The 25,747-nt window shown below is 72.7% G+C and carries 20 protein-coding genes and 1 pseudogene; 15 read left to right on the top strand and 6 right to left on the bottom strand.

Annotated features, from left to right (window positions below; translation table 11 throughout):
* The first annotated feature begins 33 nt into the window (after positions 1–33).
* The gene (locus AB5J56_RS09920) at positions 34–2,511 is read left to right on the top strand and encodes a SpoIIE family protein phosphatase (RefSeq protein ID WP_369232099.1); all 2,478 of its coding nucleotides are present in this window, start codon (positions 34–36) and stop codon (positions 2,509–2,511) included.
* A 200-nt stretch (positions 2,512–2,711) separates the two neighbouring features.
* Positions 2,712–3,437, top strand: a complete 726-nt coding sequence (locus tag AB5J56_RS09915; protein WP_369232097.1) for a class I SAM-dependent methyltransferase — start codon at positions 2,712–2,714, stop codon at positions 3,435–3,437.
* Positions 3,438–3,468: 31 nt separating this feature from the next.
* Here AB5J56_RS09915 and AB5J56_RS09910 read toward each other — a convergent pair whose 3' ends face one another.
* The 4 genes from AB5J56_RS09910 to AB5J56_RS09895 all read right to left on the bottom strand — a co-directional run bounded on the left by AB5J56_RS09910 (position 3,469) and on the right by AB5J56_RS09895 (position 7,323).
* Entirely contained in the window at positions 3,469–4,170 is a 702-nt protein-coding gene (locus AB5J56_RS09910; RefSeq protein ID WP_369232095.1) for a response regulator, read from the bottom strand.
* Between the two features lie 56 nt (positions 4,171–4,226).
* On the bottom strand, positions 4,227–4,925 hold the full coding sequence (locus AB5J56_RS09905) for a CBS domain-containing protein (protein ID WP_369232094.1): 699 nt from the start codon (positions 4,923–4,925) through the stop codon (positions 4,227–4,229).
* A 32-nt stretch (positions 4,926–4,957) separates the two neighbouring features.
* Positions 4,958–5,422: a Crp/Fnr family transcriptional regulator gene (locus tag AB5J56_RS09900; protein WP_369232092.1), complete on the bottom strand. Its 465-nt coding sequence runs from the start codon at positions 5,420–5,422 to the stop codon at positions 4,958–4,960.
* 182 nt (positions 5,423–5,604) lie between these two features.
* On the bottom strand, positions 5,605–7,323 hold the full coding sequence (locus AB5J56_RS09895; protein ID WP_369232090.1) for a SulP family inorganic anion transporter: 1,719 nt from the start codon (positions 7,321–7,323) through the stop codon (positions 5,605–5,607).
* Between the two features lie 452 nt (positions 7,324–7,775).
* Here AB5J56_RS09895 and AB5J56_RS09890 point away from each other — a divergent pair, with 452 nt between their 5' ends.
* Genes AB5J56_RS09890 through AB5J56_RS09880 form a run of 3 tightly spaced genes read left to right on the top strand, consistent with a single transcriptional unit; the run spans position 7,776 to position 10,632 of the window.
* Positions 7,776–8,681 (top strand): universal stress protein, encoded by a 906-nt coding sequence (locus AB5J56_RS09890; RefSeq protein WP_369232088.1) that lies wholly within the window; start codon positions 7,776–7,778, stop codon positions 8,679–8,681.
* A gap of 29 nt (positions 8,682–8,710) precedes the next feature.
* Positions 8,711–9,745 (top strand): alcohol dehydrogenase AdhP, encoded by a 1,035-nt coding sequence (gene adhP / locus AB5J56_RS09885; protein WP_369232086.1) that lies wholly within the window; start codon positions 8,711–8,713, stop codon positions 9,743–9,745.
* A 5-nt stretch (positions 9,746–9,750) separates the two neighbouring features.
* A complete protein-coding gene (locus AB5J56_RS09880) occupies positions 9,751–10,632 on the top strand; it encodes a universal stress protein (RefSeq protein WP_369232084.1) in 882 nt (293 codons plus the stop codon).
* A 59-nt stretch (positions 10,633–10,691) separates the two neighbouring features.
* Here the strand turns inward: AB5J56_RS09880 and ppk2 are convergent, their stop codons facing one another.
* A complete protein-coding gene (ppk2, locus tag AB5J56_RS09875) occupies positions 10,692–11,495 on the bottom strand; it encodes a polyphosphate kinase 2 (protein WP_369232082.1) in 804 nt (267 codons plus the stop codon).
* 57 nt (positions 11,496–11,552) lie between these two features.
* Between ppk2 and AB5J56_RS09870 the strand changes: the two genes are divergently transcribed.
* The 4 genes from AB5J56_RS09870 to AB5J56_RS09855 all read left to right on the top strand — a co-directional run bounded on the left by AB5J56_RS09870 (position 11,553) and on the right by AB5J56_RS09855 (position 18,080).
* The gene (locus tag AB5J56_RS09870; protein ID WP_369232080.1) at positions 11,553–13,937 is read left to right on the top strand and encodes a phosphoketolase; all 2,385 of its coding nucleotides are present in this window, start codon (positions 11,553–11,555) and stop codon (positions 13,935–13,937) included.
* 113 nt (positions 13,938–14,050) lie between these two features.
* Complete coding sequence (locus AB5J56_RS09865) at positions 14,051–16,783, top strand: GNAT family N-acetyltransferase (RefSeq protein ID WP_369232078.1); 2,733 nt, start codon at positions 14,051–14,053, stop codon at positions 16,781–16,783.
* Positions 16,784–16,825: 42 nt separating this feature from the next.
* The gene (locus AB5J56_RS09860) at positions 16,826–17,560 is read left to right on the top strand and encodes a CBS domain-containing protein (protein WP_369232076.1); all 735 of its coding nucleotides are present in this window, start codon (positions 16,826–16,828) and stop codon (positions 17,558–17,560) included.
* Positions 17,561–17,576: 16 nt separating this feature from the next.
* On the top strand, positions 17,577–18,080 hold the full coding sequence (locus AB5J56_RS09855; RefSeq protein WP_369232074.1) for a flavodoxin domain-containing protein: 504 nt from the start codon (positions 17,577–17,579) through the stop codon (positions 18,078–18,080).
* A gap of 29 nt (positions 18,081–18,109) precedes the next feature.
* Here AB5J56_RS09855 and AB5J56_RS09850 read toward each other — a convergent pair.
* Positions 18,110–18,519 (bottom strand): annotated as a pseudogene (locus AB5J56_RS09850) (cyclic nucleotide-binding domain-containing protein).
* 138 nt (positions 18,520–18,657) lie between these two features.
* Between AB5J56_RS09850 and AB5J56_RS09845 the strand changes: the two are divergent.
* The 6 genes from AB5J56_RS09845 to AB5J56_RS09820 all read left to right on the top strand — a co-directional run bounded on the left by AB5J56_RS09845 (position 18,658) and on the right by AB5J56_RS09820 (position 25,747).
* Positions 18,658–18,864: a hypothetical protein gene (locus AB5J56_RS09845; protein WP_369232072.1), complete on the top strand. Its 207-nt coding sequence runs from the start codon at positions 18,658–18,660 to the stop codon at positions 18,862–18,864.
* Positions 18,865–18,974: 110 nt separating this feature from the next.
* A complete protein-coding gene (locus AB5J56_RS09840) occupies positions 18,975–19,877 on the top strand; it encodes a universal stress protein (protein WP_369232071.1) in 903 nt (300 codons plus the stop codon).
* A gap of 15 nt (positions 19,878–19,892) precedes the next feature.
* Complete coding sequence (ppdK, locus tag AB5J56_RS09835; RefSeq protein ID WP_369232070.1) at positions 19,893–22,577, top strand: pyruvate, phosphate dikinase; 2,685 nt, start codon at positions 19,893–19,895, stop codon at positions 22,575–22,577.
* Positions 22,578–22,593: 16 nt separating this feature from the next.
* Positions 22,594–23,490, top strand: coding sequence for a universal stress protein (locus AB5J56_RS09830; protein WP_369232068.1), 897 nt, complete (start codon positions 22,594–22,596; stop codon positions 23,488–23,490).
* 84 nt (positions 23,491–23,574) lie between these two features.
* On the top strand, positions 23,575–24,408 hold the full coding sequence (locus tag AB5J56_RS09825) for a M55 family metallopeptidase (RefSeq protein WP_369232066.1): 834 nt from the start codon (positions 23,575–23,577) through the stop codon (positions 24,406–24,408).
* Positions 24,401–25,747 (top strand): M20/M25/M40 family metallo-hydrolase, encoded by a 1,347-nt coding sequence (locus tag AB5J56_RS09820; RefSeq protein ID WP_369232064.1) that lies wholly within the window; start codon positions 24,401–24,403, stop codon positions 25,745–25,747. The genes AB5J56_RS09825 and AB5J56_RS09820 overlap by 8 nt, the downstream gene beginning before the upstream one ends.

Below are 25,747 nucleotides of genomic sequence, written 5' to 3'. Positions count from 1 at the left end.
TCTTCGGAGCCGTGGGAAGAAGGGGTCTGGGCCATGGAGAGTCATACCGACCGTGGCACCGAAGCGGGCGTACCTTCCGGCCGGACCGCCGGGACCGGTGCGGCGGATCACGCTGCCGCCGGACGTATCCCGCTCGCCGTGGTCGTCGTGGACCGCGAGGGTCTCGTCTCCCACTGGAGCACCGGCGCCAGGCGGCTGTTCGGCGCCCCCAGGGAGGACGCGGTGGGCCGCCCCGCCGTCGATCTGCTCCCCGTCTCCGGAGCGCTCCCCGACGACGAGGACACGACCCCCTACGGGTCGTACGCGGCATACGACGGACTCGGCCCCGGCCTGGAGTCCTCCCTCGACGGACGCCTCTCCTACCCGGCGGCGGGCCGCGCCCGGCTCACCGTGGACGGCCCCGGCCGCGTGGACGTCCTGTGGTGGGCGTACCCGCTGGTGGGGCCGGGACAGGAGCGGCTGCTGGTGCTGGCCGCCGACGCGGGCGCGCTGCACCATGAGGCCGACGACGTCGAGCACCCGGCCGTGGAGCGCATCGCGCCCGGCTTCGCCCTGCACACCGACTTCCCCGGCGCCGATGAGCTCGCCCGCAGGCTCCCCGAGATCCTGCCCAGCATGAGCGTCGGCGAGAGCGCCCGCATCGTTGGCCAGGTCCTCGAACTGGGCTATCCCGTCCTGGAGTTCAGCCAGAACGACCGGGTTCCCGTCACCCCCGACTGGGGTGTGCCGCGGCGCGCCGAGCGCAAGGCCCGCCGCGAACGGGCGGCCCGGGCGGTGGCCCTGGGCGTGCCCGTGCCCCGGGCGGCGGAGGACGACGAGCGCGAGGACCTCGAGTACGTCGCCGTACGCGAGCGCCTGGAATTCCTGAACGAGGTCAGCGGCTGTATCGGCACCTCGCTCGACCTGTCGCGGACCATCGTCGAGGTCAGCCGGGCCGTCGTGCCGCGCTTCACCGACGTCGCGGGCACCTACCTGCGCGAACAGGTCGTCGCCGGCGAGGGGTTCCCCGACGGCGTGCCCGACACGACCACCATGTGGCACCGGGTCGCCCTGGAGCACACCGACGAGCCCGGCCGCTGGGACGACGTCGTGCCGGTCGGCGAGGCCATGCCCTTCCCCGCGCACACGCCGTTCTTCCAGTGCATGACCACCGGCGAGCCCGTCCTCGTGCCGCGCATCAGCGAGCAGATGGGCCACATGATCGCCGCGCAGTTCGAGAAGCGCGACATCCGCCCTCTCATCACCGGCCGCTCCATGCTGGTCGTCCCGCTGAAGGCCCGCAACGTGGTGCTCGGATTCATGATCCTGCTGCGTCACCCGGAGCGCGTCGAGTTCAACGACATGGACCGTGTCACCGGCGCCGAACTCGCCGCCCGCGCAGGGCTCGTGCTCGACAACGCGCGTATGTACACCTACCAGGAGAGCGTCGCCGAGACCCTCCAGGACAGCATGCTGCCGCACATCGCCCCGCGCATGGCCGGCTGCGACATCGCCACCCGCTATCTGCCCGGCACGCTGCTCGGGCGGGTCGGCGGCGACTGGTTCGACTCCGTCAAGCTGCCCGGCTCCCGCACCGCCCTGGTCGTCGGCGACGTCATGGGCCACGGCCTCAACTCGGCCGCGATGATGGGTCAGTTGCGCACCGCCGTCCAGACCATGGCGGCGCTCGACCTGCCGCCCGCGCAGCTCCTGCGCAACCTCGACGACCTCGCCCAGCGGCTCGGCGAGCACTACCTCGCCACCTGCCTGTACGCGGTCTACGACCCGATCGGCGGCGAACTCCACCTCGCCAACGCGGGCCACATCCCTCCCGTGCTGGTCCGCGCCGAGGACGGCCACAGCGATCTGCTCGACCTGCCCACCGGCGCGCCGATCGGCGTCGGAGGCGTGCCCTTCGAGGCCGTACGGATCAAGGTGGCACCCGGCGACCGCCTGGTGATGTGCACCGACGGCCTGGTCGAGGTGCGCGGCGAGGACATCGGTGTCGGCCTCGCCACGCTCTGCGAGTCCGCCGCCCACCCGGCCGCCTCCATGGACGCCGCCTGCGACACCATCATCCGCGCCCTGGGCACCCGCGGCGGCCGCAAGGACGACGTGGCCCTGCTGATGGCCCGGCTCAACGGCATCGAGCCGCAGGACGTGGCCGAGTGGCGGTTCGCGCTCGACCCGGCCGAGGCGGGCCGGGCCCGCGCGGTCGTCCGCGAACAGCTCCACGAGTGGCGTCTGAACGCCGTGGCCGACCACGCCGTGCTGATGGCCGACGAGCTGGTCACCAACGCCCTGCGGCATGCGCACGGCCGGCAGGTCGAACTGCGCCTGGTGCGTGGCGACACTCTGCTGTGCGAGGTGGCGGACGGCGACCACACGTTGCCGAACCTGCTCAGCGCCGGGCCCACCGACGAGTTCGGGCGCGGCCTGCGGGTCGTGAGCACGCTCGCCCGCGAGTGGGGGACCAGCCGGACGAGCGCGGGCAAGACCGTGTGGTTCGAATTGAGCCTGCCGCGACGCTGAGAGCCTGTGTCACATCCTCTGAGGCCGCGCCGCGCCCGGGACAAAGGGGGCGCTCGGGACGCAGGGGGCGCACAACGGCGTACGCGTGTCGAATGAGCCGTGAAGGAATGCGCGTCCCGCTTGTCGCCTCACCCCGGGCGCGATAGACCGATCTGGCCTGCCGCGTCCGGCGGGCCGCCGGCGCAACCTGGGGAGCGGGCATGAGCGTGACGAGTCGGTACAGGGAGGCCTGGGAGGGCTTCTGGCGCGAGGCCCCCGAGGAACCGGGGGCGGTCTTCTGGGATGCGGAGCCGGCGCTGACCGTCGGTGTTCATCTCGCCCTGTTCGAACCGCACTTGACGGCTCCCGGCCTGCCGTTCGTCGACTTCGGCTGCGGCAACGGAACACAGACCCGCTTCCTCGCCGACCGCTTTCCGCGCGTCGTCGGCGCTGACCTGTCGGCCGCCGCGCTGGACCACGCCCGCCACGCCGACCGGGCGGGCCAGGCCGCCTACCGGCTGTTCGACGGGGCCGAGAAGACCGACGCCGAGACGCTGCACGCCGAACTCGGCGACGCCAACGTGTACATGCGCGGAGTGCTCCACCAGTGCGAGCCGGACGACCGGCAGCCGCTGGTGAACGGTCTCGCGGCCCTGGCGGGGGAGCGCGGCCGGGTCTTCCTCGTCGAACTGGCCGAAGCCGCAGGGCCCGTCCTCAAGGGCCTGGCGCAGAGCCCCGACGGGCCGCCGGCCAAGCTCGCGCCGGTCTTCCGGCACGGCATCGCACCCGGCGAGGTGGCCGACGACGCGGTCCCCGACTATGTGCGCGCCGCGGGCCTCACGATCCTGGCGAGTGGTGAACTCCCGCTCATCACCACGGAGTTCACGGCCGACGGCAGCCGTATCGAGCTGCCCTCGAAGTGGCTGGTGGCCGGGCGTACGGCATAGGGCCGCGAAGAAGGCGGCGGGCCAGTCCGGCTCAGCGCTCCGGGTGATCCGTGGGGCCCGGCTGGTCGAGCTGGCTGGCGAGCACCGCCGCCTGGACCCGGCGCTGGACGCCGAGTTTGGCCAGCAGGCGGGAGATGTGGTTCTTCACCGTCTTCTCGGAGAGATAGAGCCGCTTGCCGATCTCCCGGTTGGTGAGACCGTCGCCGATCAACGCGAGGATGTCGCGTTCGCGGGGCGACAGGCTCGCCAGCTCGGGGGAGAGGGCCGGCTCCGCGACGGGTTCCGTGCGCAGCGAGCGCATCAGCCGGGCGGTCGTCGCGGGGTCCAGCATCGACTGGCCCGAGGCGACCGTGCGGACCGCCGCGACCAGGTCGGAGCCCTTGATCTGCTTGAGTACGTAACCGGCGGCTCCGGCCATGATCGCGTCGAGCAGCGCTTCCTCGTCGTCGAACGACGTCAGCATCAGACAGACCAGCTCGGGCAGCTGATCCCGCAGCTCCCGGCAGACGGTGATCCCGTTGCCGTCCGGCAGCCGTACGTCGAGGACGGCCACGTCCGGCCGCAGCGCCGGGCCGCGCACCAGGGCGTGTCCGACGGTGCCCGCGTCGCCGATCACCGTGATGTCCGGCTCGGCGTCCAGCAGATCGGTCAGGCCGCGCCTTACCACCTCGTGGTCGTCGACCAGGAAGACCCGGATGGGGTTCTCCGCGCTGAAGATCCGTGCCTCGGCCATGACGACCCTCGTTCCTCGGTTTCGCGGGCGTACGTCGTCTCGCTCCCGAATGTACGTCAGGTGGCGGACGGCGGTTGGTCCGCGGGCGCGTGGGCGTGCTCCCGCGAGCCGTGCGGGCCCGTGAGGTCGAACCGCACGTCCACCACTCCCTCGACGGCCCGCACTAGGCGTGCGGCCACGGCCGCCAGGGAGGTGTCCCGGGTGTGCCCGACGAGCGTGACCACCCCGTCGCTCACCTCGGCCCGGACGCTCGACTCGGGAGAGGGGAACAGGTACGCCACGACCTCCCTGCTGACCTCCTCGGCGATCTCCTCGTCGTCGCGCAGGAACACCTTGAGGAGGTCGCCGCGGCTGACGACGCCCTGGAGCATGCCCAGCTCGTCGACGACCGGGAGCCGCTTGACCTTGGCGTGCGCCATGGTCCGGGCTGCCTGCGCGAGGGTCGCGCCCGCGTGGACGGTGAGGGCCGGGGACGTCATCAGCTCCTCGGCGGTCACTGCGCCGGCCTTGGCGAGATCGTCCAGGCGCTTCAGCTGTGTGCTGCGGTCCGGGTCGCTGTCCCGGAACTCCTCCTTGGGCAGCAGGTCGGCCTCCGACACGACACCGACGACCCGGCCCTCGCCCTCCAGGACGGGCAGCGCGCTGACCTTCCAGTCCTGCATGACCCGCACGATCTCCTTGAAGGGCGCCCCGCGTCCGATGGCGGCGACCGTCGGGGTCATCACGTCGCTCACGATGTGCGGGGTGCCGTGCACGGGGGCTCCTTCGCTTCGGTCCGGGGACGAGGTCATCGCGGGTCACCGCTTCCGTACGGGGCGTACAGGTCCAGCAGCTTGGTTCGCGCCGCCCGCAGCCGCTGGGCGAGAACGTCGCCCACCCACTGGGACACCTGCATGCCCAGCGCGGGGTCCTCGTGGCACAGCGCGCGCACGGCGGCGGCGTCGAACTCGTAGGCGCGCACCGGGCTCGTCGCCTCGGCGCCGAGATGCCAGGTGTGCGGGTCGAACAGCCAGGACCAGCCGAGGAGTTCGTTGTGTCCGAGCGTGTCGATGACGGCCGCCCGGCGTCCGGGGACGTGCATGTCGAGGGCCACCGTGCCGGTGCGGATGATCCAGAACCGGTCGGCCGACCGGCCCTCCTCGAAGATGCGCGCCCCCTGGGGGAACGACACCTCCCGGGCGAGCCGCATCAGGCGGTCGCGGCCGTCGGCCGACAGCACGTGCAACATCGTGGAACTGGGCGAAGTGTTCATGACGGCCCTCTTCGCTAGTACGGACCTGCCACTTCCAGCGTGTGCCCGACGGCCGTCACCCGCCAGGGGCCACCCGGCCCCGCACACCGGCCGGACGGCCGCCGGGGCGGCGGGGCGGAGGGCCGAAGGTCCTCCGGAGCACGCCAAACAGCGGCCGCGCCTATGTGTCCGCTTTCCTCATTTTACGACCGGTTCGACGCGACCCATCGGCGGTACGCCGCCACGGCCGTCGGCAGCGTCGGGAAGATCAGGTCGTCCCCGACCGACCGCGTCAGGCCGTAGGCGTCGAGGTCCTCCTGCAGTTCCTGCTTGACGCGGGCGAAGGCGAACACGACGCCGCGTCGGGCCAGTTCGGCGCGGAGCGACTCGACCGCGTCCAGGGCCGTGATGTCGACCTCCACATTGGCCTCGGTGTTGAGGACGAACCAGCGGACGCGGTCGGTCTGTTCGTCCACGGCGGCCAGCGCGCGGCGCCGGAAGTCCTCGGCGTTGGCGAAGAAGAGCGGCGAGTCGTAGCGGTAGACGAGCAGGCCCGGGATGGTGCGCGCTCGCGGGTAGTCGTCGACGTCGTGCATGCCGGCCACCCCGGGGACCAGCCCCTCCACAGCGTCGTGCGGGCGGGCCACCCGCGCCAGCAGCTCGGCCACCGACAGGCCGACGGCCACCAGGACGCCGTAGAGGATGTCCAGGACCAGTACCCCGGCCAGGCAGCCGAAGGCGAGCAGGAGTTCGCGGCGGCGGAACGCGGCGAGGCGGCGGAAGCCGGCCAGGTCGATCATGCGGACCGCGGCGTACACGACGAGCGCGCCCAGCACCGCCGACGGGGTGCGGGACAGCAGCGGGCTGAGAAAGAGCAGGACCGCGAGGACGGCGGCGCAGGCGACCAGCGAGTACGCCTGGCTGCGGGCCCCCGCCGACGAGGCCAGCGCGGTCCGGCTGGCACTGCTGCTCACCGGGAAGCCGTGCAGCACGCCCGCGCCCAGGTTGGCGGCGCCCAGGGCGAGGAACTCCTGGTTGGCGTCGAGCCGGGCGCCCTCGCCGGGGCGGCCGGTGAAGGCCCGTGCGGTGAGGATGAAGTCGGTGTAGGCGACGATGAGGACGCCCAGGGCGGGGAGCAGCAGCCGCGGCAGCTCGCCCAGGTCGGGAAGGGCGAAACCGGGCAGCCCCGAGGGGACGTCGCCGATCACCTGGATGCCGTGCCGCCCGTCGAGGTCGAAGGCCACCACCGCCGCCGTACCGAGCACGACCGCGAGCAGCGGTCCGGGCACGGCACGGAAGAATCGGGGCACGATGAACAGGAAGGCCAGCGCGGCCGCGGCGAGGACGACGGTCGCGGGGTGGACGTCCGGCAGGTGCCGCAGGAAGGACCACAGCTGCGGGAAGAACTCCGCTCCGGTCGTGTGCACGCCGGTCAGCCGGGGCAGCTGGTCGACCATCATGATCAGCGCGACGCCTGCCAGGTAGCCGACCAGTACGGGACGCGAGAGCAGGTCCGCGAGAAAGCCGAGCCGGGCCGCCCACGCCGCCACGCACAGCAGTCCGACGGCGACGGCGAGGGCCGCCGCCAGGACGGCATACCGTTCCGGGTCTCCGGCGGCGAGCGGACCCACCACGGTGGCCGTCATCAGCGCGGTCGTGGACTCGGGGCCCACCGACAGCAGCCGGGACGAGCCGAGCACGGCGTAGAGGACGAGCGCGGGCAGGATCGCCCACAGCCCGGCGACCGGCGGCAGCCCGGCCACGCCCGCGTAGGCCATGACCTGCGGGACGAGATACGCGGCCACGGTGACCCCGGCGAGCAGGTCGCCGCGCAGCCAGGCGCGGCGGTAGCCGGCCAGTGCGACCAGCCCGGGCGTCAGGCGCCGCCATGGCGAGGCGTGCCCGCCCGCGCGCAAGGCCATGGCTCTCCTCTCGCCGTCCGCCGCCCGGATCACGGGTCGGGAGACCAGGATCTACGAGCGTGCGCAGGATCGCGAGGGGCCGACCGGGCCCCAGGGCGGCGTGCTCCTCGTGTGCACGCGGCACTGCCCCAACTGGCCCTCGTCCAGGGCCGTTCGGCTCGGGAAAACGGACGTTCGGCATCCTGCGGTCTGCTTCAGGGGCTGCCACGGTGGACACTGCCGAGGCTCGGCGATCGCGGGCCCGGCCGGGCCGTCCGGGTGCGCCGCGGCTCGGTTCCATGGAGAGCGGGAGGGCTGCGCGGGGTCTCGCACCGGGCCTCGCGCAACCGCGTCCGGCCACGTTCAGGCGAACACAGGGCCGGTTGGCCCCTCAGGAGGACCAGCGGCCCCTGCCGGATCATCGCCACTGCCCCGAGTCTGGAATCAGCACCCCTGACCAGGAGGTAGGCATCATGTCTCGCACCGTCATCGCAGGTCTCGACGGTTCGCCGGAAAGCCGGGCCGCCGCCGAATGGGGGGCTCGGGAGGCCATGCTCCGCGCCCTGCCGCTGAAGCTGGTCCAGGTCTGGGAGGCCGTACCCGAACCCATGGCCCAGGCTCCGCTGCTCGGCGTCGAGACGCGGCAGCAGTGGACCGACCGGGTGCCCCGCGAGGCCGCCGAAGGTCTCAGGCTGCGGCATCCCGGTCTCGAGGTCGCCGTGGAGCGGCTCAGCGGCCGCCCGAGCGACATGCTGATCGACGCGGCGAAGGACGCGGAACTGCTCGTCCTCGGCTCCCGGGGCCTGAGCGGTCTCGCCGGCTTCCTGGTCGGCTCCGTCGGCCACGCCGTCGTGGCCCGCGCCGAGCGCCCCGTCGTCTTCGTCCGGGCCGGTGAGCAGGCCGCCGACGAGCACGTCATGGACCCGGCGGGGATTCCGTCCGCGGCCACCCGCTACCGGCCCGTCGTCCTCGGGATCGACATCGACAGCCCCGACGAGACCGTGACCGCGTTCGCCTTCGAGGCCGCCGCCCGCCGTGCGACCGCACTGCGCGCGGTGTACGGATGGAACCTCCCGCCCTACTACACCTACGGCATGTCCGCGGACCTCGACCTGCACGCCGAGCTGGCCCGGCAGCAGTCGGCCGCCCTGACCGACGTACTCGCCCCCTGGCGGCAGAAGTACCCCTCCGTCGAGGTCACCGAGGAGTCCCGGCCCGGCCGGGCCGCCAACTTCCTGGCGGACGCCTCCGTCGACGCCTCCCTGGTCGTCGTCGGCCGCCGGCTGCGCCGCACGGCGCTCGGCACCCCCGTCGGGCCCGTCACTCACGGCGTACTGCACCACGCCACCGCCCCCGTCGCCGTCGTCCCGCACGACTGAGCCCCGGCACACAGAGGAGAAGACAGACCATGAAGGCAGCAGTCGTCCGAGCATTCGGTGAGCCCCTGGTCATCGAGGAGCGCCCCGACCCGGAGCCCGGCCCCGGCCAGGTCCGCGTCCGGCTGGAGGCCTCCGGGCTGTGCCACACCGACATCCACGCCGCGCACGGCGACTGGCCGGTCAAGCCGAGCCCGCCGTTCGTCCCCGGCCACGAGGGTGTCGGCATCGTCGAGCAGCTCGGCGACGGTGTCACCCACCTCGCCGTCGGACAGCGCGTCGCCGTGCCCTGGCTGGGCAAGGCCTGCGGACGCTGCGAGCACTGCCTGTCCGGCTGGGAGACGCTGTGCGAGCAGCAGATCAACACCGGGTACGGCTGCGACGGCGGGTACGCCGAGAAGATGCTCGCCTGGGCCGACTTCGCCCAGCCGGTGCCCGACGGCGTCGACCCGCTCGACGCGGCGCCGCTGACCTGCGCGGGCGTCACCACCTACAAGGCGCTCAAGGTCGCCGGCGTCCGGCCCACCCAGCTCGTCGCGATCTCCGGCGTCGGCGGTCTCGGTCACCTGGCGCTGCAGTACGCGAAGATCGCCGGGGCCACCGTGGCGGCCATCGACGTCACCGACGAGAAGCTCGCCCTCGCCGCCGAACTGGGCGCCGACATCATCATCGACGCCCGCAAGGAAGACGTGGGCGCGGTGCTGAAGCAGCACGGCGGGGCGCACGCCGCCATCGCGCTCGCCGTGAACGAGGCCGCGTTCGCCGCCGTCCACTCCGGGCTGCGGCGCGGCGGGAAGCTCGTCATGGTCGCCCTGCCCGCGCACGGCACCATCCAGGTCCCGATCTTCGACACCGTGCTGGGCGGTACCTCCGTGATCGGCTCCATCGTCGGCACCCGGCAGGACCTCGCGGAGGTCTTCCAACTGCACGCGGCGGGCCGTACCAAGGTCGTCCGCGAGTCGCGGCCGCTCGCCTCCGTCAACGAGTCGATCGACGAGGTGCTGCGCGGCGAGGTCAAGGCCCGCATCGTGTTCGACTTCGGCTCCGACTTCCGCGAAGGAAGGTGACGGCCGTGGAACTGCCCTACGCCGTGGGTGTCGACGGCAGCGAGCCCAGCCTGCGCGCCGTCGACTGGGCGGTGGACGAGGCCGCCCTGTACGGGCTCCCGCTGCGGCTGGTGTACGCCTCGCTGTGGGAGCGGTACGAAGGTGCCTCGCTCGCCCAGGGCCTCGGCCGCTCCTCGGAGCAGGTGCTCGCCGACGACATCGTCGAGGCCGCCGCCCAGCGGGCCCACCGCCGCGACGCGAACCTGAAGGTCTCCACCGAGGTGCTGCCCGAGGAGCCGGTCCCCGCCCTGCTGCGCGAGGCGCACAGCGCCACCGCGCTGGTGCTGGGCTCGCGCGGCCGCAGCGGCATCGCCGAGCTGCTCCTCGGCTCGGTGAGCCTGGCGGTCGCCGCCCGCGCCCACTGCCCGGTGATCGTGCTGCGCGGGGGCCACGACAACCAGGCCGGGCGGGGCACCCACGGGCGGATCGTGCTGGGCATCGGCGAGGAGCCGCACAGCTCCGCCGCCGTGCGCTTCGCCTTCCGGGAGGCACAGGTGCGGGGGGCCGCCCTGGAGGCCGTACGGGCCTGGCGCTGCCCCGCACACGAGAGCACCGACCATCCCCAGATGGCCGGGGAACCCGCCCGGCTCCACGAGGAGCGGGCCGTGGAGATCCTGGAGACCGCGCTGCGCGACGCCGCGGTCGACCATCCGTCGGTGGAGCTGCGCCGGCGCACCGCGGAGGGCCCCGCCCGCACGGTGCTGCTCGACGCCGCGGCCGACGCCGATCTGCTCGTCGTCGGGGCCCTGCGCCGCGAGGGCCACTTCGGGCTCCAACTCGGCCGGGTCGCCCACGCGCTGCTGCACCACTCCGCCTGCCCGGTCGCCGTCGTACCGCATCACGCGTGAGCGCCGTGGCCGGTGAGCCCGTCGTCGACGCCCGGCCGGGGTGCGGGGACGGGCTCGGCTCAGAGGCTCGCCGCGTGATCGGGAACGTAGGTCTGCAGATCGCGCGGCGGGCGCTGATAGCCGGTCGACGGCGGCCGGTCCGGCAGCTTCAGTACCGGCGGCGGCACCTCGCGGTACGGCACCGAGTCGAGCAGATGGGCGATGGTGTTCAGTCGGGCCCGGCGCTTGTCGTCGCTCTCCACGACGAACCACGGCGCCTCGGAGATGTCCGTGTGCACGAGCATCTCGTCCTTCGCCCGGGAGTACGCCTCCCAGCGGGTGATCGACTCCAGGTCCATCGGCGACAGCTTCCAGCGCCGGGTCGGGTCCTTCAGACGGCGCCGGAAGCGCTCCTGCTGCTCGGCGTCGCTCACCGAGAACCAGTACTTGCGCAGCAGGATCCCGTCCTCCACGAGCATCCGCTCGAAGATGGGGCACTGCCGGAGGAAGATCTGGTGCTCCTCCTTGGTGCAGAAGCCCATCACATGCTCGACACCGGCGCGGTTGTACCAGCTACGGTCGAACAGCACGATCTCCCCGGCGGCGGGCAGATGCTCGACGTACCGCTGGAAGTACCACTGGGTGCGCTCGCGCTCGGTCGGCTTGGGCAGCGCGGCGATGCGCGCGACACGCGGGTTGAGGTGCTCGGCGACCCGCTTGATCGTGCCGCCCTTGCCGGCCGCGTCCCGGCCCTCGAACACCACGACGAGCCGGGCGCCCTCGGCCCGCACCCACTCCTGGAGCTTCACCAACTCCGTCTGCAGGCGCAGCAGTTCCCGCTCGTACACCTTGCGCGGCAGTGCCGCCGCGTCCTTGCCGGCCATGCCGCCCACTTCCGTTCGATGAACTGACAGAGACTTACGAGACTCACGGAGTCCCTCATGCCCAAGGTCGAACACCCGAACAGCACCGTACTGACCGACACCGAGCTGCGCACCTTGGACGCCCACTGGCGGGCCGCCAACTACCTTGCCGCGGGCCAGATCTATCTGCTCGCCAACCCCCTGCTCACGGAACCCCTGAAGCCCGCGCACATCAAGCCCAGGCTGCTCGGCCACTGGGGCACCTCGCCCGGCCTCAACCTGGTGCACACCCACCTCAACCGGGTGATCAAGGCCCGCGGGATCGACGCGCTGTGCGTGTGGGGACCCGGCCACGGCGGCCCCTCGGTGCTCGCGAACTCATGGCTGGAGGGCAGCTACAGCGAGACCTACCCGGACGTGACCCGGGACGGGGAGGGCATGGAGCGGCTCTTCCACCAGTTCTCGTTCCCCGGCGGGGTGCCCAGCCATGTCGCGCCGGAGACCCCGGGCTCGATCCACGAGGGCGGTGAGCTGGGCTATTCGCTGGCGCACGCCTACGGCGCCGCGTTCGACAACCCGGACCTGCTGGTCGCGTGCGTGATCGGCGACGGCGAGGCGGAGACGGGACCGCTCGCCGCGTCCTGGCACTCCAACAAGTTCCTCGACCCCGTCCACGACGGAGCCGTGCTCCCGATCCTGCACCTCAACGGCTACAAGATCGCCAACCCGACGGTCCTCTCCCGCATCCCGGAGCACGAACTCGACGAACTCCTGCGCGGCTACGGCCACGAGCCGATCCACGTCACCGGCGACGACCCCCTCGAAGTCCACCGCGCCATGGCCGCCGCCCTCGACGACGCCCTCGACCGGATCGCCCTGATGCAGCGCACCGCCCGCCAGGAAGGCGTGAGCGAGCGCGTGCACTGGCCGGTCATCGTGCTGCGCACACCGAAGGGCTGGACCGGGCCCGCCGTGGTCGACGGCGAACCCGTCGAGGGCACGTGGCGCGCCCATCAGGTGCCGCTCGCCGCCGTACGCGAAAACCCCGAACACCTGCGGCAGTTGGAGGAGTGGCTGCGCTCGTACCGGCCCGAGGAGCTGTTCGACGCCGACGGCCGGCCCACCGCGGACGTCCTCGCCTGCGTCCCCGAGGGCTCCAGGCGGCTGGGCGCGACCCCGCACGCCAACGGAGGTCTGCTCGTGCGGGACCTGCCGGTTCCCTCGCTCGACCGGTTCGCCGTCCCCGTCGACAAGCCGGGTGCGACCCTGCACGAGCCGACCCGGGTCCTCGGCGACCTCCTCGCAGAGATCATGAAGGAGACCTCCGCCCGCCGAGACTTCCGCCTCGTCGGACCCGACGAGACCGCCTCCAACCGGCTCGGTGCGGTCTTCGAGGCCAGCGGCAAGGCCTGGCAGGCCGGGAGCCTCGCGGTGGACGAACACCTCGACCGGCACGGCCGGGTCATGGAGATCCTCTCCGAACACCTCTGCCAGGGCTGGCTGGAGGGCTATCTGCTCACCGGACGGCACGGCCTGTTCTCCTGCTACGAGGCGTTCGTGCACATCGTCGACTCGATGGTCAACCAGCACATCAAGTGGCTGAAGACATCGAGGGAGTTGGCGTGGCGCGCCCCGATCGCCTCGCTCAACTACCTGCTCACCTCGCACGTCTGGCGCCAGGACCACAACGGCTTCTCGCACCAGGACCCCGGCTTCGTCGACCACATCCTCAACAAGAGCCCCGAGGTCGTCCGCGTCTATCTGCCGCCGGACGCCAACACCCTGCTCTCCGTGGCCGATCACGCCCTGCGCAGCCGCGACTACGTCAACGTGATCGTCGCCGGCAAGCAGCCCTGCTTCGACTGGCTGTCCATGGAAGAGGCCCGCGCACACTGCGCCCGCGGCGCCGGGATCTGGGAGTGGGCCGGCACCGTCAACGGCGAGCGGGAGCCCGACGTCGTCCTCGCCTGCGCGGGCGACGTGCCCACCCTGGAAGTGCTGGCCGCCGCCGACCTGCTAAGGCGCCATCTGCCCGGCCTCGGCGTCCGGGTCGTCAACGTCGTCGACATGACCCGGCTGCTGCCGCGCGAGGAACACCCGCACGGCATGAGCGACTTCGAGTACGACGGGCTGTTCACCACCGGCAAGCCGGTGATCTTCGCGTACCACGGCTACCCGTGGCTCATCCATCGCCTCGCCTACCGCCGCAGCGGGCACGCCCACCTGCACGTCCGCGGCTACAAGGAGATGGGCACCACGACCACGCCGTTCGACATGGTCGTGCGCAACGACATGGACCGCTACCGGCTGGTCATGGACGTCATCGACCGCGTACCCGGCCTCGGCGTCCGCGCCGCCGCCGTACGCCAGCGGATGGCCGACGCGCGCACCCACCACCACGCCTGGATCCGCGAGCACGGCACCGACATGCCCGAGGTCGCGGACTGGACGTGGAGCGCCTGAGCGTCCCGCGTACTGGGGCCGACCGGCCCACGGGGCCGCCCCCGGACAGCCCTAGGGGGCGGCCCCGGTTCGCCGGACGATCGAGATGTGACGAGGCTGGAGGAGGCCCGGAGATGACGGACGACAGGCGCGGCCGCGGCGCGGTGCACGCGCTGCTCTCGGACGGGACGACCGTGTGCATCCGTCCTGTGGCGCACAGCGACCACGAGCAGCTGCAGGGGCTGTACGAGGAGATGTCCGCGGACAACCTCCGGCTGCGGTTCTTCACGGCGAGCCGGCGCTCCGCCGAGGCGGCCGCCGACCGGGCCTGCGCGGCGCCACGCCCCGGGTACGCCGCCCTGCTCGCCGAGACCCTGGGCCAGGTGATCGGCCTGGCCGAGTACGAGAGGGGCGGCAACCCGCAGGAGGCGGAGATCTCCATCGCGGTGGCCGACGGACGGCACCACCGCGGCGTCGGCACCCTCCTCGTCGAGCACCTGGTCGCCGCCGCCCGGACCGAGGGCATCACGGCCTTCACCGCCGACGCGCTCGCGGAGAACCACGAGGTCCTCAGGCTCTTCACCGACCTCGGACTGCGCACCGCCCGCCGCTTCGAGGGCCCGGAGGTGCGCTGCACCATCGCGCTCGACGAGGACGAGACGTATCTGTCGGCCGTCGAGCTGCGCGGCCGGGCCGCGGACGTGGCCAGCCTGGAACCGCTGCTGCGGCCCCGGACCATCGCCGTGATCGGCGCCGGGCGCAGGCCCGGCTCTGTGGGCCGGGCGATCCTCCACCAGCTGCACACCGGAGGCTTCACCGGGCGCCTGTTCGCCGTGAACCCGAACGTCGACGCGCTGCTCGGCATCCCCGCGCACCCCTCCGTCGCCGCACTGCCGAAGATCCCCGACCTCGCGGTCCTCGCGGTGCCCGCGGACGCGCTCGCGGCCACCGCCGAGGAGTGCGGAAAGGCGGGCGTACGGGCCCTGGTCGTGGTGTCGGCCGGCCTGGACGGCGGCCAGGCGGAAGACCTGCTCGCGGCCTGCCGCGCCTACGGCATGCGGCTCGTCGGCCCCAACTGCCTCGGCATCTCCCACACCGACCCGGGGATCTCCCTCGACGCGACGTTCGCCGCCGGCCATCCGCGCCCCGGCACCGCGGGCGTCGCCGTACAGTCCGGCGGCGTCGGCATCGCCCTGCTCGACGGGCTGTCCCGCCTCGGCATCGGGGTGTCGTCCTTCGCCTCGCTCGGCGACAAGTACGACGTCAGCGGCAACGACATGCTCCAGTGGTGGGAGAGCGACGGCCGCACCGACCTCGCCCTGCTGCACCTGGAATCCTTCGGCAACCCGCGGGCGTTCTCCCGCACCGCCCGCCGGGTGACCCGCCGGATGCCGGTGCTCACCGTCGACGCGGGCCGCACCGACGCGGGCCGCCGTGCAGCCGCCTCGCACACCGCGGCCGCCGCGACGCGCACCATGACCCGGCAGGCGCTGTTCACCCAGGCGGGCATCACCGCCACCCGCTCGGTCGGTGAACTCCTGGAAACGGCCGCCCTGTTGCACTCCCAGCCGCTCCCGGCCGGCAACCGCGTCGCCATCGTGACCAACGCGGGCGGCGCGGGCGTCCTCGCCGCCGACGCGTGCGCCGAGGCCGGGCTCTCGCTCCCCTCGCTCCCCGCCGGGGTGATCGACGACCTGCTCGCCGTGCTGCCGGACGGCGCCACCGTCGGCAACCCCGTCGACGCGACGGCCGCCGTGACGGAGGAGCAGCTCAGGAACTGCCTGGACCGGATCACCCGGTTCCCCGGCATCGACGCCGTCCTGCTCGCCCTGGTACCCACCGCGGTCGCCGTCGCCACCGGCGACGACCTGGTCAGGGCCCTCACCGGGGGTCCCGGACGCCGCGAGCGCCCGATGGCCGCCGTACGCCTGGAACAGGCCCTGCCCGTCGAGCTGCTGTCCGCCGCGGACGGCGGAGCGATCCCTTCGTACGCCGAACCCGCCGCGGCCGCACGGGCGTTGGCCCATGCGGCCCGGCGCGCGGCCTGGCTCGGCCGGCCGGCCGGAACGGTCCCCGGCCTCGACCCGGCGATCGACACCGACCGCGCGCACGCCGTCGTCGAGACCTACCTCACCGCCTCCCCCGACGGCGGCTGGCTCGACCCGCGCACCTGCGCCGAACTCCTCGCCTGCTACGGCATCCCCCAACTGCCCTGGGCCTGGGCCGAGACCGAGAACGACGCCGTCATCGCCGCCGAACGGCTGCGCGGCGCCGACGGCCGCACCGTCATGAAGGCCCAGTGGCCCGGACTGCTCCACAAGACCGAACAGCACGCCCTGCACCTCGACCTGGAGGGCGACGCCCAAGTCCGGGCCGCGTTCCGGGACTTCGAGACCCGCTTCGCCGGACTCCTGACCGGCGTGGTCGTCCAGCCGCTCGCCCCACGCGGCACCGAACTGTTCGCCGGTGTGGTCCAGGACGAGGTCTTCGGCCCCCTGATCCTCTTCGGACACGGCGGCACGGCGACCGAGGTGCTCGCCGACCTCCCCCAGTCTCGGCTTCGCTCGACCGGGGGGACCCCCATGGCCCGGCTCGCCCCGCTCACCGACCACGACGTGCACGACCTGATCACGGACCCGCGCTGCGCCCCCCTCCTGTTCGGCACGCACGGCAGCGGACCCGTCGACCTGGAGGGCCTCGAACAGCTCCTGCTGCGGCTGTCCCGCATGGCGAGCGATCTGCCACAGCTCGCCGAGGCCGACTTCAACCCCGTCCTCGCGACATCCGCCCAGGTCACCGTCCTGGACGCCCGCGTACGCCTGCTGCCGCGCCGGCCCCAGGACCCCTATCTGCGCCGACTCCGCTGAGACGGGAAGAGGCGGGAAGAGGCGGAAAGAGGAGGGAACGAGATGAGGAACAACAAGATCGGCTCCGTGATGACGACGGACGTGGTCCGCGCCTCGTACGGAACGCCGTTCAAGGAAGTCGCCCGGCTGCTCGACGGGCACCGGATCAGCGGACTGCCCGTCGTCGACGAGGACGACAAGGTCATCGGCGTGATCTCCGAGACCGACCTGCTGGTCCGGCAGGCGCACACCCCCGAGAGGTACGGCCCCAGGAAGCACCGTCTCGCCCTCACCGGACTGACCCGCACTGCCCGCAGGCAGGCCGCGAAGGCGCGGGCCCGCACCGCAGGACAGCTCATGTCCGAACCGCCCGTGACCGTGCACGCCGACCACACCATCGCCGAGGCCGCCCGCACCATGGCCCAGCACGGGGTGGAACGCCTCCCGGTCGTGGACGAGGAGGACCGGCTCGTCGGCATCGTCACCCGCCGCGACCTGCTCCAGGTCTTCCTGCGGCCCGACGAGGACATCCGCGCCGAGGTCGTCGAGGAGGTGCTCGTGCGTTCGCTGTGGCTGGCGCCCCGCACGGTGACGGTCACGGTGCACGACGGCGTGGTCACGCTCGACGGTCACATCGAGCGCAGGAGCGAGGCGGAGATCGCCGTCTCCATGACCCGCCGGATCGACGGTGTGGTCGGAGTCGTCGACAAGCTCACCTACCGGTTCGACGACGCGCGCCTCGAACCGGCCGAACAGGCGCTGCACGGCGTCCATGAGGAATGGCTGCGCAAGCTGTGAGAGGAGGCGAACCGCCATGCCCGCCAGGGTGTTGGTCGCCTACGGAACGACGAACGGCTCGACCGCGAGGATCGCCGAGGCCATCGCCGACGTACTGAACAAGGAGGGGCTGGCCGCCGAGGTGCTGCCCGCCCCGGCCGTGACCGAGGTGGAGTCCTACGACGCCGTGGTGGTGGGCGGCGGACTCTACGCGGGACGCTGGCACAAGCACGCCCGCCGGTTCGTCCGGCGCCACCGCCGCGCACTGGCCGGACGCCCGCTGTGGCTGTTCAGCAGCGGCCCGCTCGACGCCTCGGCCTCCGAGCGGGACATCCCGCCCGTGCCCGGGGTGCGCCGCACGATGACGCGGCTCGACGCCAAGGCGCACATCACCTTCGGTGGCTGTCTGGAAGAGGGCGCGAAGGGCCGTATCGCCCGGATGATCGTCCACAACGGCAAGGGCGGCGACTTCCGCGACTTCGCACAGATCGAGGCCTGGGCCGCGCGCATCGCCACGGAGCTCGCGGACCAGGGGGCATGAACCTGTAGGGCTCCGGCACCGGCACCCGCTCAGCGCGGGCTGTCGGTGCCGTGCAGTTCGAGCAGCCGGGTGCGGGCGGCGTGCAGCCGGTGGGCGGGCACCCTGCCGACCCGGTGCTCGACCGCCCGGCCGAACTCCGGATCGTCCGCGCACATCAGGCGTACGGCGACGGCGTCGAACTCGTGGGCGCGCAAGGGAGTCGTGGTCTCGGCGCCCAACGGCCACACCGGCGGCTCGAACAGCCTGGACCAGCCCACGAGATCGCCCGCACCGAGCGTCTCGATCACCGGCGACCGGCGGCCCGGGACGTGCATGTCGAGGGCGACCGTGCGTCACGGATGATCCAGAAGCGGCCGGCGCGCCGGCCCTCCTCGAAGAGCCGGGTGCCCTGCGGGACGGTGATCTCGCGGGCCGTGCGCAGCAGCCGGTCACGGTGCACCCGGGCCGGTCCGCCCCGCCCCCGGCATCGGGGCCACCAGGCGGCGAACTGGGCGCCGAACGGCTCAAGTGCCGCTGCTTTGAAGGCAGTTGGCTGGAATCGAAGGAATACCCGTGGTCTTTGGAGGAGGTGAGGGCAGTGCGTACCACTCTCACACCGGAGTTCTACGAGCTGTTCGCCATGCTGCTGGTCGCTGCCACGGCCGTGACGTTCGTCGTGGCCGCGGTGGCCGACGCGTGCGCCGTCCGGATGCTGCGCCGGATGGCGGCGCACCGGCGGCCGACCGTCGTACCCCGTCCCTCCCGGCCTGTCGACTCCGCGCAGGGCCGGATGGTCCCCCACTGAGGACCTCGCGACCCATGCGCGATGGGCGGTGCGGAGAGAGGCTGGTCATGAGCGCGGAACGACCTGCGGAACATCATCGGGAGTACGACCGATCACAGGAGGTGCACGTCATGCTGCCGCCCGTCATCGTCGGAGTGGACGGATCCCCGGAGAGCCTGGCCGCCGCGGACTGGGCGGCCAGGGAGGCGGAGCGGCGCGAGCGCCCGCTGCGCCTGGTGCACGCCTGGAACTGGACCCCGCCCGCCGCCGACCGGCCCACCGGGAACGCCGTGCACCGGCATCAGGCCCGGCGGGTCCTGCGCCAGGCCGAGGACCGCGTCCGGCTCGCCTGCCCCGGCCTCCGCCTCGACGACGAACAGGTCGAGGGCCCGGCGCCCGCCGCCCTGCTGGACGTGGCCGAGCACGCCGACCTGCTGGTGCTGGGCTCGCGCGGACTCAGCGGCTTCACCGGGTTCATGGTGGGCTCGGTCGCCCTGGACGTCGTGGCGAAGGCGATCCGTCCCGTCGTCCTCGTACGGGCGGAGGAGGAGCCTGAGGACGAGCACCTCCCGGCGGACGACGGGAACCCCTCCACCCGGACCGGCTACCGGGACGTCGTCCTGGGCATCGACCTGAGCGACCCGCGCGACGAGGTGATCGAGTTCGCCTTCGAGGCCGCCCGGCTGCGCGGCGCCCGGCTGCATGTGGTGCACATCTGGCACTCCCCGTCGCCCGTCAGCCTAGGCCCCGGCGACATCGGCCTGGTGGGCGACCGGCAGCGCCAGGAGGAGTGGCAGGGCTTCCTCGCCGCCGTGCTGCAGCCGTGGCAGGACAAGTACCCCTCGGCCGAGGTCGTGGAGTCCGTGTCGCAGGGCAGGGCCTCGACCGCGCTGGTCCGTGCCGCGACCGGGGCGAGCCTGCTCGTCGTCGGCCACCGCACCACCGACCGGCCCGTGGGCCCGCGCACCGGCCCCGTCACCCACGCCGCCATCCATCACGTCGGCTGCCCCGTGGCCGTCGTCCCTCACGACTGAGAGGCCGAAGCAGCCATGAGCGCTCCGACGCAGTACGTGTACGCATTCGCCGACGGCGACCGGGAGATGGCCGGTCTGCTCGGCGGGAAGGGCGCGGGCCTGGCCGAGATGACCAGGCTCGGCCTGCCCGTGCCGCCCGGATTCACCGTCACCACCGAGGCCTGCAAGGTCTATCTCGCCACCGGCGAGGAACCGCCCGAGATGGGCGTCGAGGCGGCCCACGCCCTCGCCGAACTGGAACGTGCCATGGGCCGCACGCTCGGGCAGCCGGGCGATCCGCTGCTGGTGTCGGTGCGCTCGGGAGCCCGGTTCTCGATGCCCGGCATGATGGAGACCATCCTCGACATCGGCCTGGGCGACGACTCCGTGGCCGGGCTCGCCAAGGCGTCCGGGCAGGAGCGGTTCGCCTGGGACTCCTACCGGCGGCTGCTCCAGATGTTCGGCCGCACCGTGATGGGCGTGGACGGCGACCTCTTCGAAGAGGCCATCGCCGCTCACAAGGCCGCCCGCTCGGTGTCCGCCGACCACGACCTGGACGCGGACGAACTCGCCCTCCTCGTCGAGGAGTTCAAGGCACTGATCCGCCGCGAGACCGGCGAGGACTTCCCACAGGACCCGGTGGAGCAGTTGCAGCGCGCCATCCGTGCGGTCTTCGAATCCTGGAACGGCGAGCGGGCCCGCGTCTACCGCCACCGCGAGCACATCTCCGAGGACCTGGGCACCGCCGTGAACATCCAGGCCATGGTCTTCGGCAACCTCGGCGACGACTCCGGCACCGGCGTCGCCTTCACCCGCGACCCGGCCACCGGCGCCCGCGGCGTGTACGGCGACTACCTGCCCGACGCCCAGGGCGAGGACGTCGTCGCCGGTGTGCGCGATGCCGTACCGCTGGCCGAACTGGAGAAGCTCGACCCCCGCTCGTACCGTCAACTGCTCGGCCATCTGGGGACGTTGGAGGAGCACTACCGCGACCTGTGCGACGTCGAGTTCACCATCGAGCGCGGCCGGCTGTGGATCCTGCAGACCCGGGTCGGCAAGCGCACCGCCGAGGCCGCCTTCCGCATCGCCCACGACCTGTGCGAGGAACAGGCGATCACGGCCGACGAGGCGCTCGCGCGGGTCGACGGCGCCGAGCTCACCCGCCTGATGTTCCCGCGCTTCGACCTCCGGCCCACCGACGTACCCCTCGCCCACGGCGTGCCCGCCTCGCCGGGTGCCGCGGTGGGTGTCGTCGTCTTCGACTCCGCCACCGCCGTGCGCCGCGCCGCCGCGGGGGAGCAGACCGTCCTCGTACGCCGCGAGACGACCCCCGACGACCTGCCCGGAATGATCGCCGCGCAGGCCGTCCTGACCAGCCGCGGCGGCAAGACCAGCCACGCGGCCGTCGTCGCGCGCGGCATGGGCAAGGTCTGCGTGTGCGGGGCCGAGTCACTGACCGTGGACCCCGTCGCCCGACGGCTGACCACGGCCGACGGCGTGCAGGTCCACGAGGGCGACACCGTCTCCGTCGACGGCACCGCGGGCACCGTGCACCTCGGCGCGCTGCCGCTCACCGCGTCCGACGTGGGGCGCGCGCTGGAGTCCGGTACCGGTACCGGCGCGCTGATCGAAGCGGTGCTGGGCGCGCTCGACCACGCCGACGCCGTACGCCGGCTCGACGTCCGGGCCAACGCCGACACGCCCGCGGACGCCGTACGGGCCCGTGCCCTCGGCGCCCGGGGCATCGGGCTGTGCCGCACCGAGCACATGTTCCTCGGCGAACGCCGGTCGCTGGTCGAGGCGATGATCCTGGCCCGCGACGACGCGGCCCGCGAGAAGGCCCTCTCCGCGCTGCTGCCGCTCCAGCGGGACGACTTCACCGGCATCCTGGAGGCGATGGACGGACTGCCCGTGACGATCCGGCTGCTCGACCCGCCGCTGCACGAGTTCCTGCCCGACCGGACCGAACTGGCCGTGCGCATCGCGAGCTCCTCCCACCCCGACCCGCACGACCGCAGGCTGCTCGGCGCCGTCGAGCGGATGCACGAGGAGAACCCGATGCTCGGCCTGCGCGGGGTGCGCCTCGGGATCGCCGTGCCCGGCCTGGTCGCGATGCAGGTACGGGCGGTCGCCGAGGCCGTGGTCCGGCGGCTGGCCGACGGCGGGGATCCGCGCGCCGAGATCATGATCCCGCTGGTCGGGACCGTGGAGGAACTGCGGCTGGCCCGCGCGGAGACGGAACGCGTCCTCGCCGAGGTCGCCGCGGAGACCGGCCGGACCCTGGACCTGCCGATCGGCACCATGATCGAGCTGCCGCGGGCTGCCCTCACCGCGGGCCGGATCGCCGGGGCCGCCGACTTCTTCTCCTTCGGCACCAACGACCTCACCCAGACCACCTGGGGCCTGTCGCGCGACGACGCCGAGGCGTCCTTCTTCCCGCTGTATCTGGAGAAGGGGATCTTCCCGGTGTCGCCCTTCGAGAGCCTCGACCAGGAGGGCGTGGGACGGCTCGTGGAGATGGCCGTGGAGGCGGGCCGTGCCGTCAACCCCGGTCTGGAGACCGGGGTGTGCGGTGAGCACGGCGGCGACCCCGAGTCCATCCACTTCTTCCACCGGGCGGGCCTGGACTACGTCTCCTGCTCGCCCTTCCGGATCCCTGCCGCCCGCCTGGAGGCCGGACGCGCGACCCTGACCGCCGTACAGAACAGCGACAGCAGGTAAGAGGAGGCGAGGAGACATGCTGCGTCCCGTCGTGGCGGGCCTGGACGGCACGCCCGAGAGTTCCGCCGCGGCCGACTGGGCGGCCAGGGAAGCCCTGCGCCGCGGTCTGCCGCTCCGGCTGGTGCACGCCGGGGAGGGCCTGCCCGACGAGCGGACGCCCGTGGCGCTGCCCGAGCTGCGGGCGCCGGGGACCCGGGCACGCCACGTGCTGCGCGGGCAGCTCGACCTGCTGGGTGAGCGCTATCCGCAGGTACCCCTCACCACCGATCAGATACGGCGGCCACCGGGCCCCGCGCTGATCGCCGAGGCCGCCCGCGCCGAACTCCTGGTCCTCGGCAGCCAGGGCTTCGGCGGAGTCAGCGGGTTCTTCGCCGGGTCCGTCGCCGCGGCGACCGTGGCCCACGCCGAGCGGCCCGTCGTCCTCGTCAGGGCCGCCGACACCGCCGAGGACGAACACCTGCCGGTTCCGCACGGCACGCCGTCCACCCGCGCCCCCTTCCGGGACGTCGCGGTCGCCGTCGACCTCGGCCAACCCTGCGACGCCGTCCTGGAGTTCGCGTTCCGGGCAGCCGAATACCGCCGGGCACCGCTGCGCGCCCTGCAGGCCTGGCAGGCCTCGCACCGCCGCGGCATCCCGGGCCCCGAGCAGCGCGCCGAACTGCGGGCCGACGCACAGCGCGGGCTCACCGCGCTGCTGGAGCCCTGGCAGGAGAAGTTCCCCGGCGTCCACGTCCGCGACAGTGTCGTCGAGGGCCGCCCCGCCCACGAGATCGCCCGCGCCGCGGCCGGCGCCGGCCTCCTGATCGTGGGCCGCCGCAGGCGCCGCGCCGCGGTCGGCTCCCGCACCGGCCCGGTCGCCCACGCCCTGATCCACCGGGTGACCTGCCCGGTGACGGTGGTGCCGCACGACTGATCCCGGCGCGAGTGCCGCCGCGCCCACGCCGATCCGTCGCGCGGGGCGGCGTAGGACGGGGGTGAGCGCGTAACGTGATACGCCATGAAGATCCTCATCAGCGCCGACATGGAGGGCGCCACGGGCGTGACCTGGCCGGCCGACGTGCTGCCCGGGACCCCGCAGTGGGAGCGCTGCCGGGCGATGTTCACCTCGGACGTCAACGCCGCCGTGCTCGGCTTCTTCGACGGCGGGGCCGACGAGGTGCTGATCAACGAGGCGCACTGGTCGATGCGGAACCTGCTCCTTGAGCAGTTGGACGAGCGGGCGGAGATGCTCACCGGGCGGCACAAGTCGCTGTCCATGGTGGAGGGCGTGCAGCACGGAGACGTGGACGGCATCGCGTTCGTCGGCTATCACACGGGGGCGGGCATGGAGGGCGTGCTCGCGCACACGTATCTCGCCAACTCCATCACCGGGGTGTGGGTCAACGACGCCCGGGCCAGCGAGGGGCTGCTCAACTCGCATGTCGTCGCCGAGTACGGCGTGCCCGTGGTGCTGGTCACCGGCGACGACCTGGCCTGCGACGACGCGCTCGGGTACGCGCCCGAGGCGCTGAAGGTGGCCGTCAAGGACCATGTGTCGCGGTACGCGGCGGTGTGCCGCACCCCGGCCAGGACCGCCGCCGACATCCGGTCCGCAGCGAAGGAGGCAGCCGAGCTGGCGGTCCGTCATGAACCGGTGCAGGCCGGCCCGTTCACCGTGGCGCTGGAGTTCGACGCCGAGCATCTGTCGATGGCGGCGACCGTCGTGCCGGGCGTACGGCGCATCGGTGAGCGCAGGATCGCGTACATCAGCGAGACCATGTACGAAGGCATCCGCACCTTCAAGGCGGTCACCACGATCGTCTCGGCCGCGGTGGAGGAGCAGTATGGCTGACAGCATCGCGGGGCGAGCGACGGACACCCGTGCACAGGTCGACGAGCGGGCGCTGGACGAGGTCGTCCGGTTCACCTCCGAGCTCATCCGCATCGACACCAGCAACTTCGGCGGCGGGGACTGCCGGGAGCGGCCCGCCGCCGAGTACGCGGCGGAGCAGCTCGCCGAAGCGGGCCTGGAACCGACGCTGTTGGAGCGCACCCCGGGCCGGACCAACGTGGTCGCGCGGATCGCGGGCACCGACCCGTCCGCCGACGCACTGCTCGTCCACGGTCACCTCGACGTGGTGCCCGCACAGGCCGCGGACTGGAGCGTGCCTCCCTTCTCCGGGGAGATCCGCGACGGCGTCGTCTGGGGGCGCGGCGCGGTCGACATGAAGAACATGGACGCGATGATCCTCGCGGTCGTACGCCAGTGGGCGCGCGAGGGGTTCCGGCCCCGGCGCGATCTGGTCATCGCGTTCACCGCCGACGAGGAGGCGAGCGCGGAGGACGGCTCGGGCTTCCTCGCCGATGAGCACAAGGATCTCTTCGAGGGCTGCACCGAAGGCATCAGCGAGTCGGGCGCGTTCACCTTCCACGACGGCCGCGGCCGGCACCTGTATCCGATCGCGGCGGGCGAACGCGGCACCGCCTGGCTCAAGTTGACGGCACGGGGCCGGGCGGGCCACGGCTCCAAGGTGAACCGGAGCAACGCGGTGACACGGCTCGCCGCCGCGATCGCCCGCATCGGCGCGTACGAGTGGCCGCTGCGCCTCACGCCGACCGTCCGCGCCGCCCTCACCGAACTCGCGGACCTGTACGGCATCGACGGTGACCTCGGCGATGTCGACGGGCTGCTGGCGAAGCTCGGTCCGGCAGCCAAGCTCGTCGAGTCGACCGTCCGCAACAGCGCCAACCCGACCATGCTGAACGCCGGTTACAAGATCAACGTGATCCCGGGGGAGGCCGTCGCCTACGTGGACGGCAGATATCTGCCCGGCGGCGAGGACGAGTTCCGCACCACCCTCGACCTGCTCACCGGACCCGACGTGGAGTGGGAGTTCCACCACCGCGAGGTGGCCCTCCAGGCGCCGGTGGACTCGGCGACGTACGCGAACATGCGAGCCGCCGTCGCGGAGTTCGCACCCGAGGGGCATGTGGTGCCCTACTGCATGTCGGGCGGCACGGACGCCAAACAGTTCTCGCGCCTCGGCATCACGGGTTACGGGTTTGCCCCGCTGAAGCTCCCGGAAGGCTTCGACTACCAGGCGCTCTTCCACGGCGTCGACGAGCGCGTCCCGGTCGAGGCACTGCACTTCGGTGTCCGTGTCCTCGACCGATTTCTGCGAACGGCCTAG

The organism is Streptomyces sp. R21, assembly GCF_041051975.1.
Lineage (GTDB): Bacteria > Actinomycetota > Actinomycetes > Streptomycetales > Streptomycetaceae > Streptomyces.
Note: the sequence above shows the minus strand (reverse complement) of the source record. Positions and strands in the feature narration are given on the sequence as shown.

Coding starts and splice junctions, on each gene's coding strand:
- AB5J56_RS09920 (WP_369232099.1), top strand. CDS start 34: ATGGAGAGTCATACCGACCGTGGCACCGAAGCGGGCGTACCTTCCGGC.
- AB5J56_RS09915 (WP_369232097.1), top strand. CDS start 2,712: ATGAGCGTGACGAGTCGGTACAGGGAGGCCTGGGAGGGCTTCTGGCGC.
- AB5J56_RS09910 (WP_369232095.1), bottom strand. CDS start 4,170: ATGGCCGAGGCACGGATCTTCAGCGCGGAGAACCCCATCCGGGTCTTC.
- AB5J56_RS09900 (WP_369232092.1), bottom strand. CDS start 5,422: ATGAACACTTCGCCCAGTTCCACGATGTTGCACGTGCTGTCGGCCGAC.
- AB5J56_RS09895 (WP_369232090.1), bottom strand. CDS start 7,323: ATGGCCTTGCGCGCGGGCGGGCACGCCTCGCCATGGCGGCGCCTGACG.
- AB5J56_RS09890 (WP_369232088.1), top strand. CDS start 7,776: ATGTCTCGCACCGTCATCGCAGGTCTCGACGGTTCGCCGGAAAGCCGG.
- adhP (WP_369232086.1), top strand. CDS start 8,711: ATGAAGGCAGCAGTCGTCCGAGCATTCGGTGAGCCCCTGGTCATCGAG.
- ppk2 (WP_369232082.1), bottom strand. CDS start 11,495: ATGGCCGGCAAGGACGCGGCGGCACTGCCGCGCAAGGTGTACGAGCGG.
- AB5J56_RS09870 (WP_369232080.1), top strand. CDS start 11,553: ATGCCCAAGGTCGAACACCCGAACAGCACCGTACTGACCGACACCGAG.
- AB5J56_RS09865 (WP_369232078.1), top strand. CDS start 14,051: ATGACGGACGACAGGCGCGGCCGCGGCGCGGTGCACGCGCTGCTCTCG.
- AB5J56_RS09860 (WP_369232076.1), top strand. CDS start 16,826: ATGAGGAACAACAAGATCGGCTCCGTGATGACGACGGACGTGGTCCGC.
- AB5J56_RS09855 (WP_369232074.1), top strand. CDS start 17,577: ATGCCCGCCAGGGTGTTGGTCGCCTACGGAACGACGAACGGCTCGACC.
- AB5J56_RS09840 (WP_369232071.1), top strand. CDS start 18,975: ATGCTGCCGCCCGTCATCGTCGGAGTGGACGGATCCCCGGAGAGCCTG.
- ppdK (WP_369232070.1), top strand. CDS start 19,893: ATGAGCGCTCCGACGCAGTACGTGTACGCATTCGCCGACGGCGACCGG.
- AB5J56_RS09830 (WP_369232068.1), top strand. CDS start 22,594: ATGCTGCGTCCCGTCGTGGCGGGCCTGGACGGCACGCCCGAGAGTTCC.
- AB5J56_RS09825 (WP_369232066.1), top strand. CDS start 23,575: ATGAAGATCCTCATCAGCGCCGACATGGAGGGCGCCACGGGCGTGACC.
- AB5J56_RS09820 (WP_369232064.1), top strand. CDS start 24,401: ATGGCTGACAGCATCGCGGGGCGAGCGACGGACACCCGTGCACAGGTC.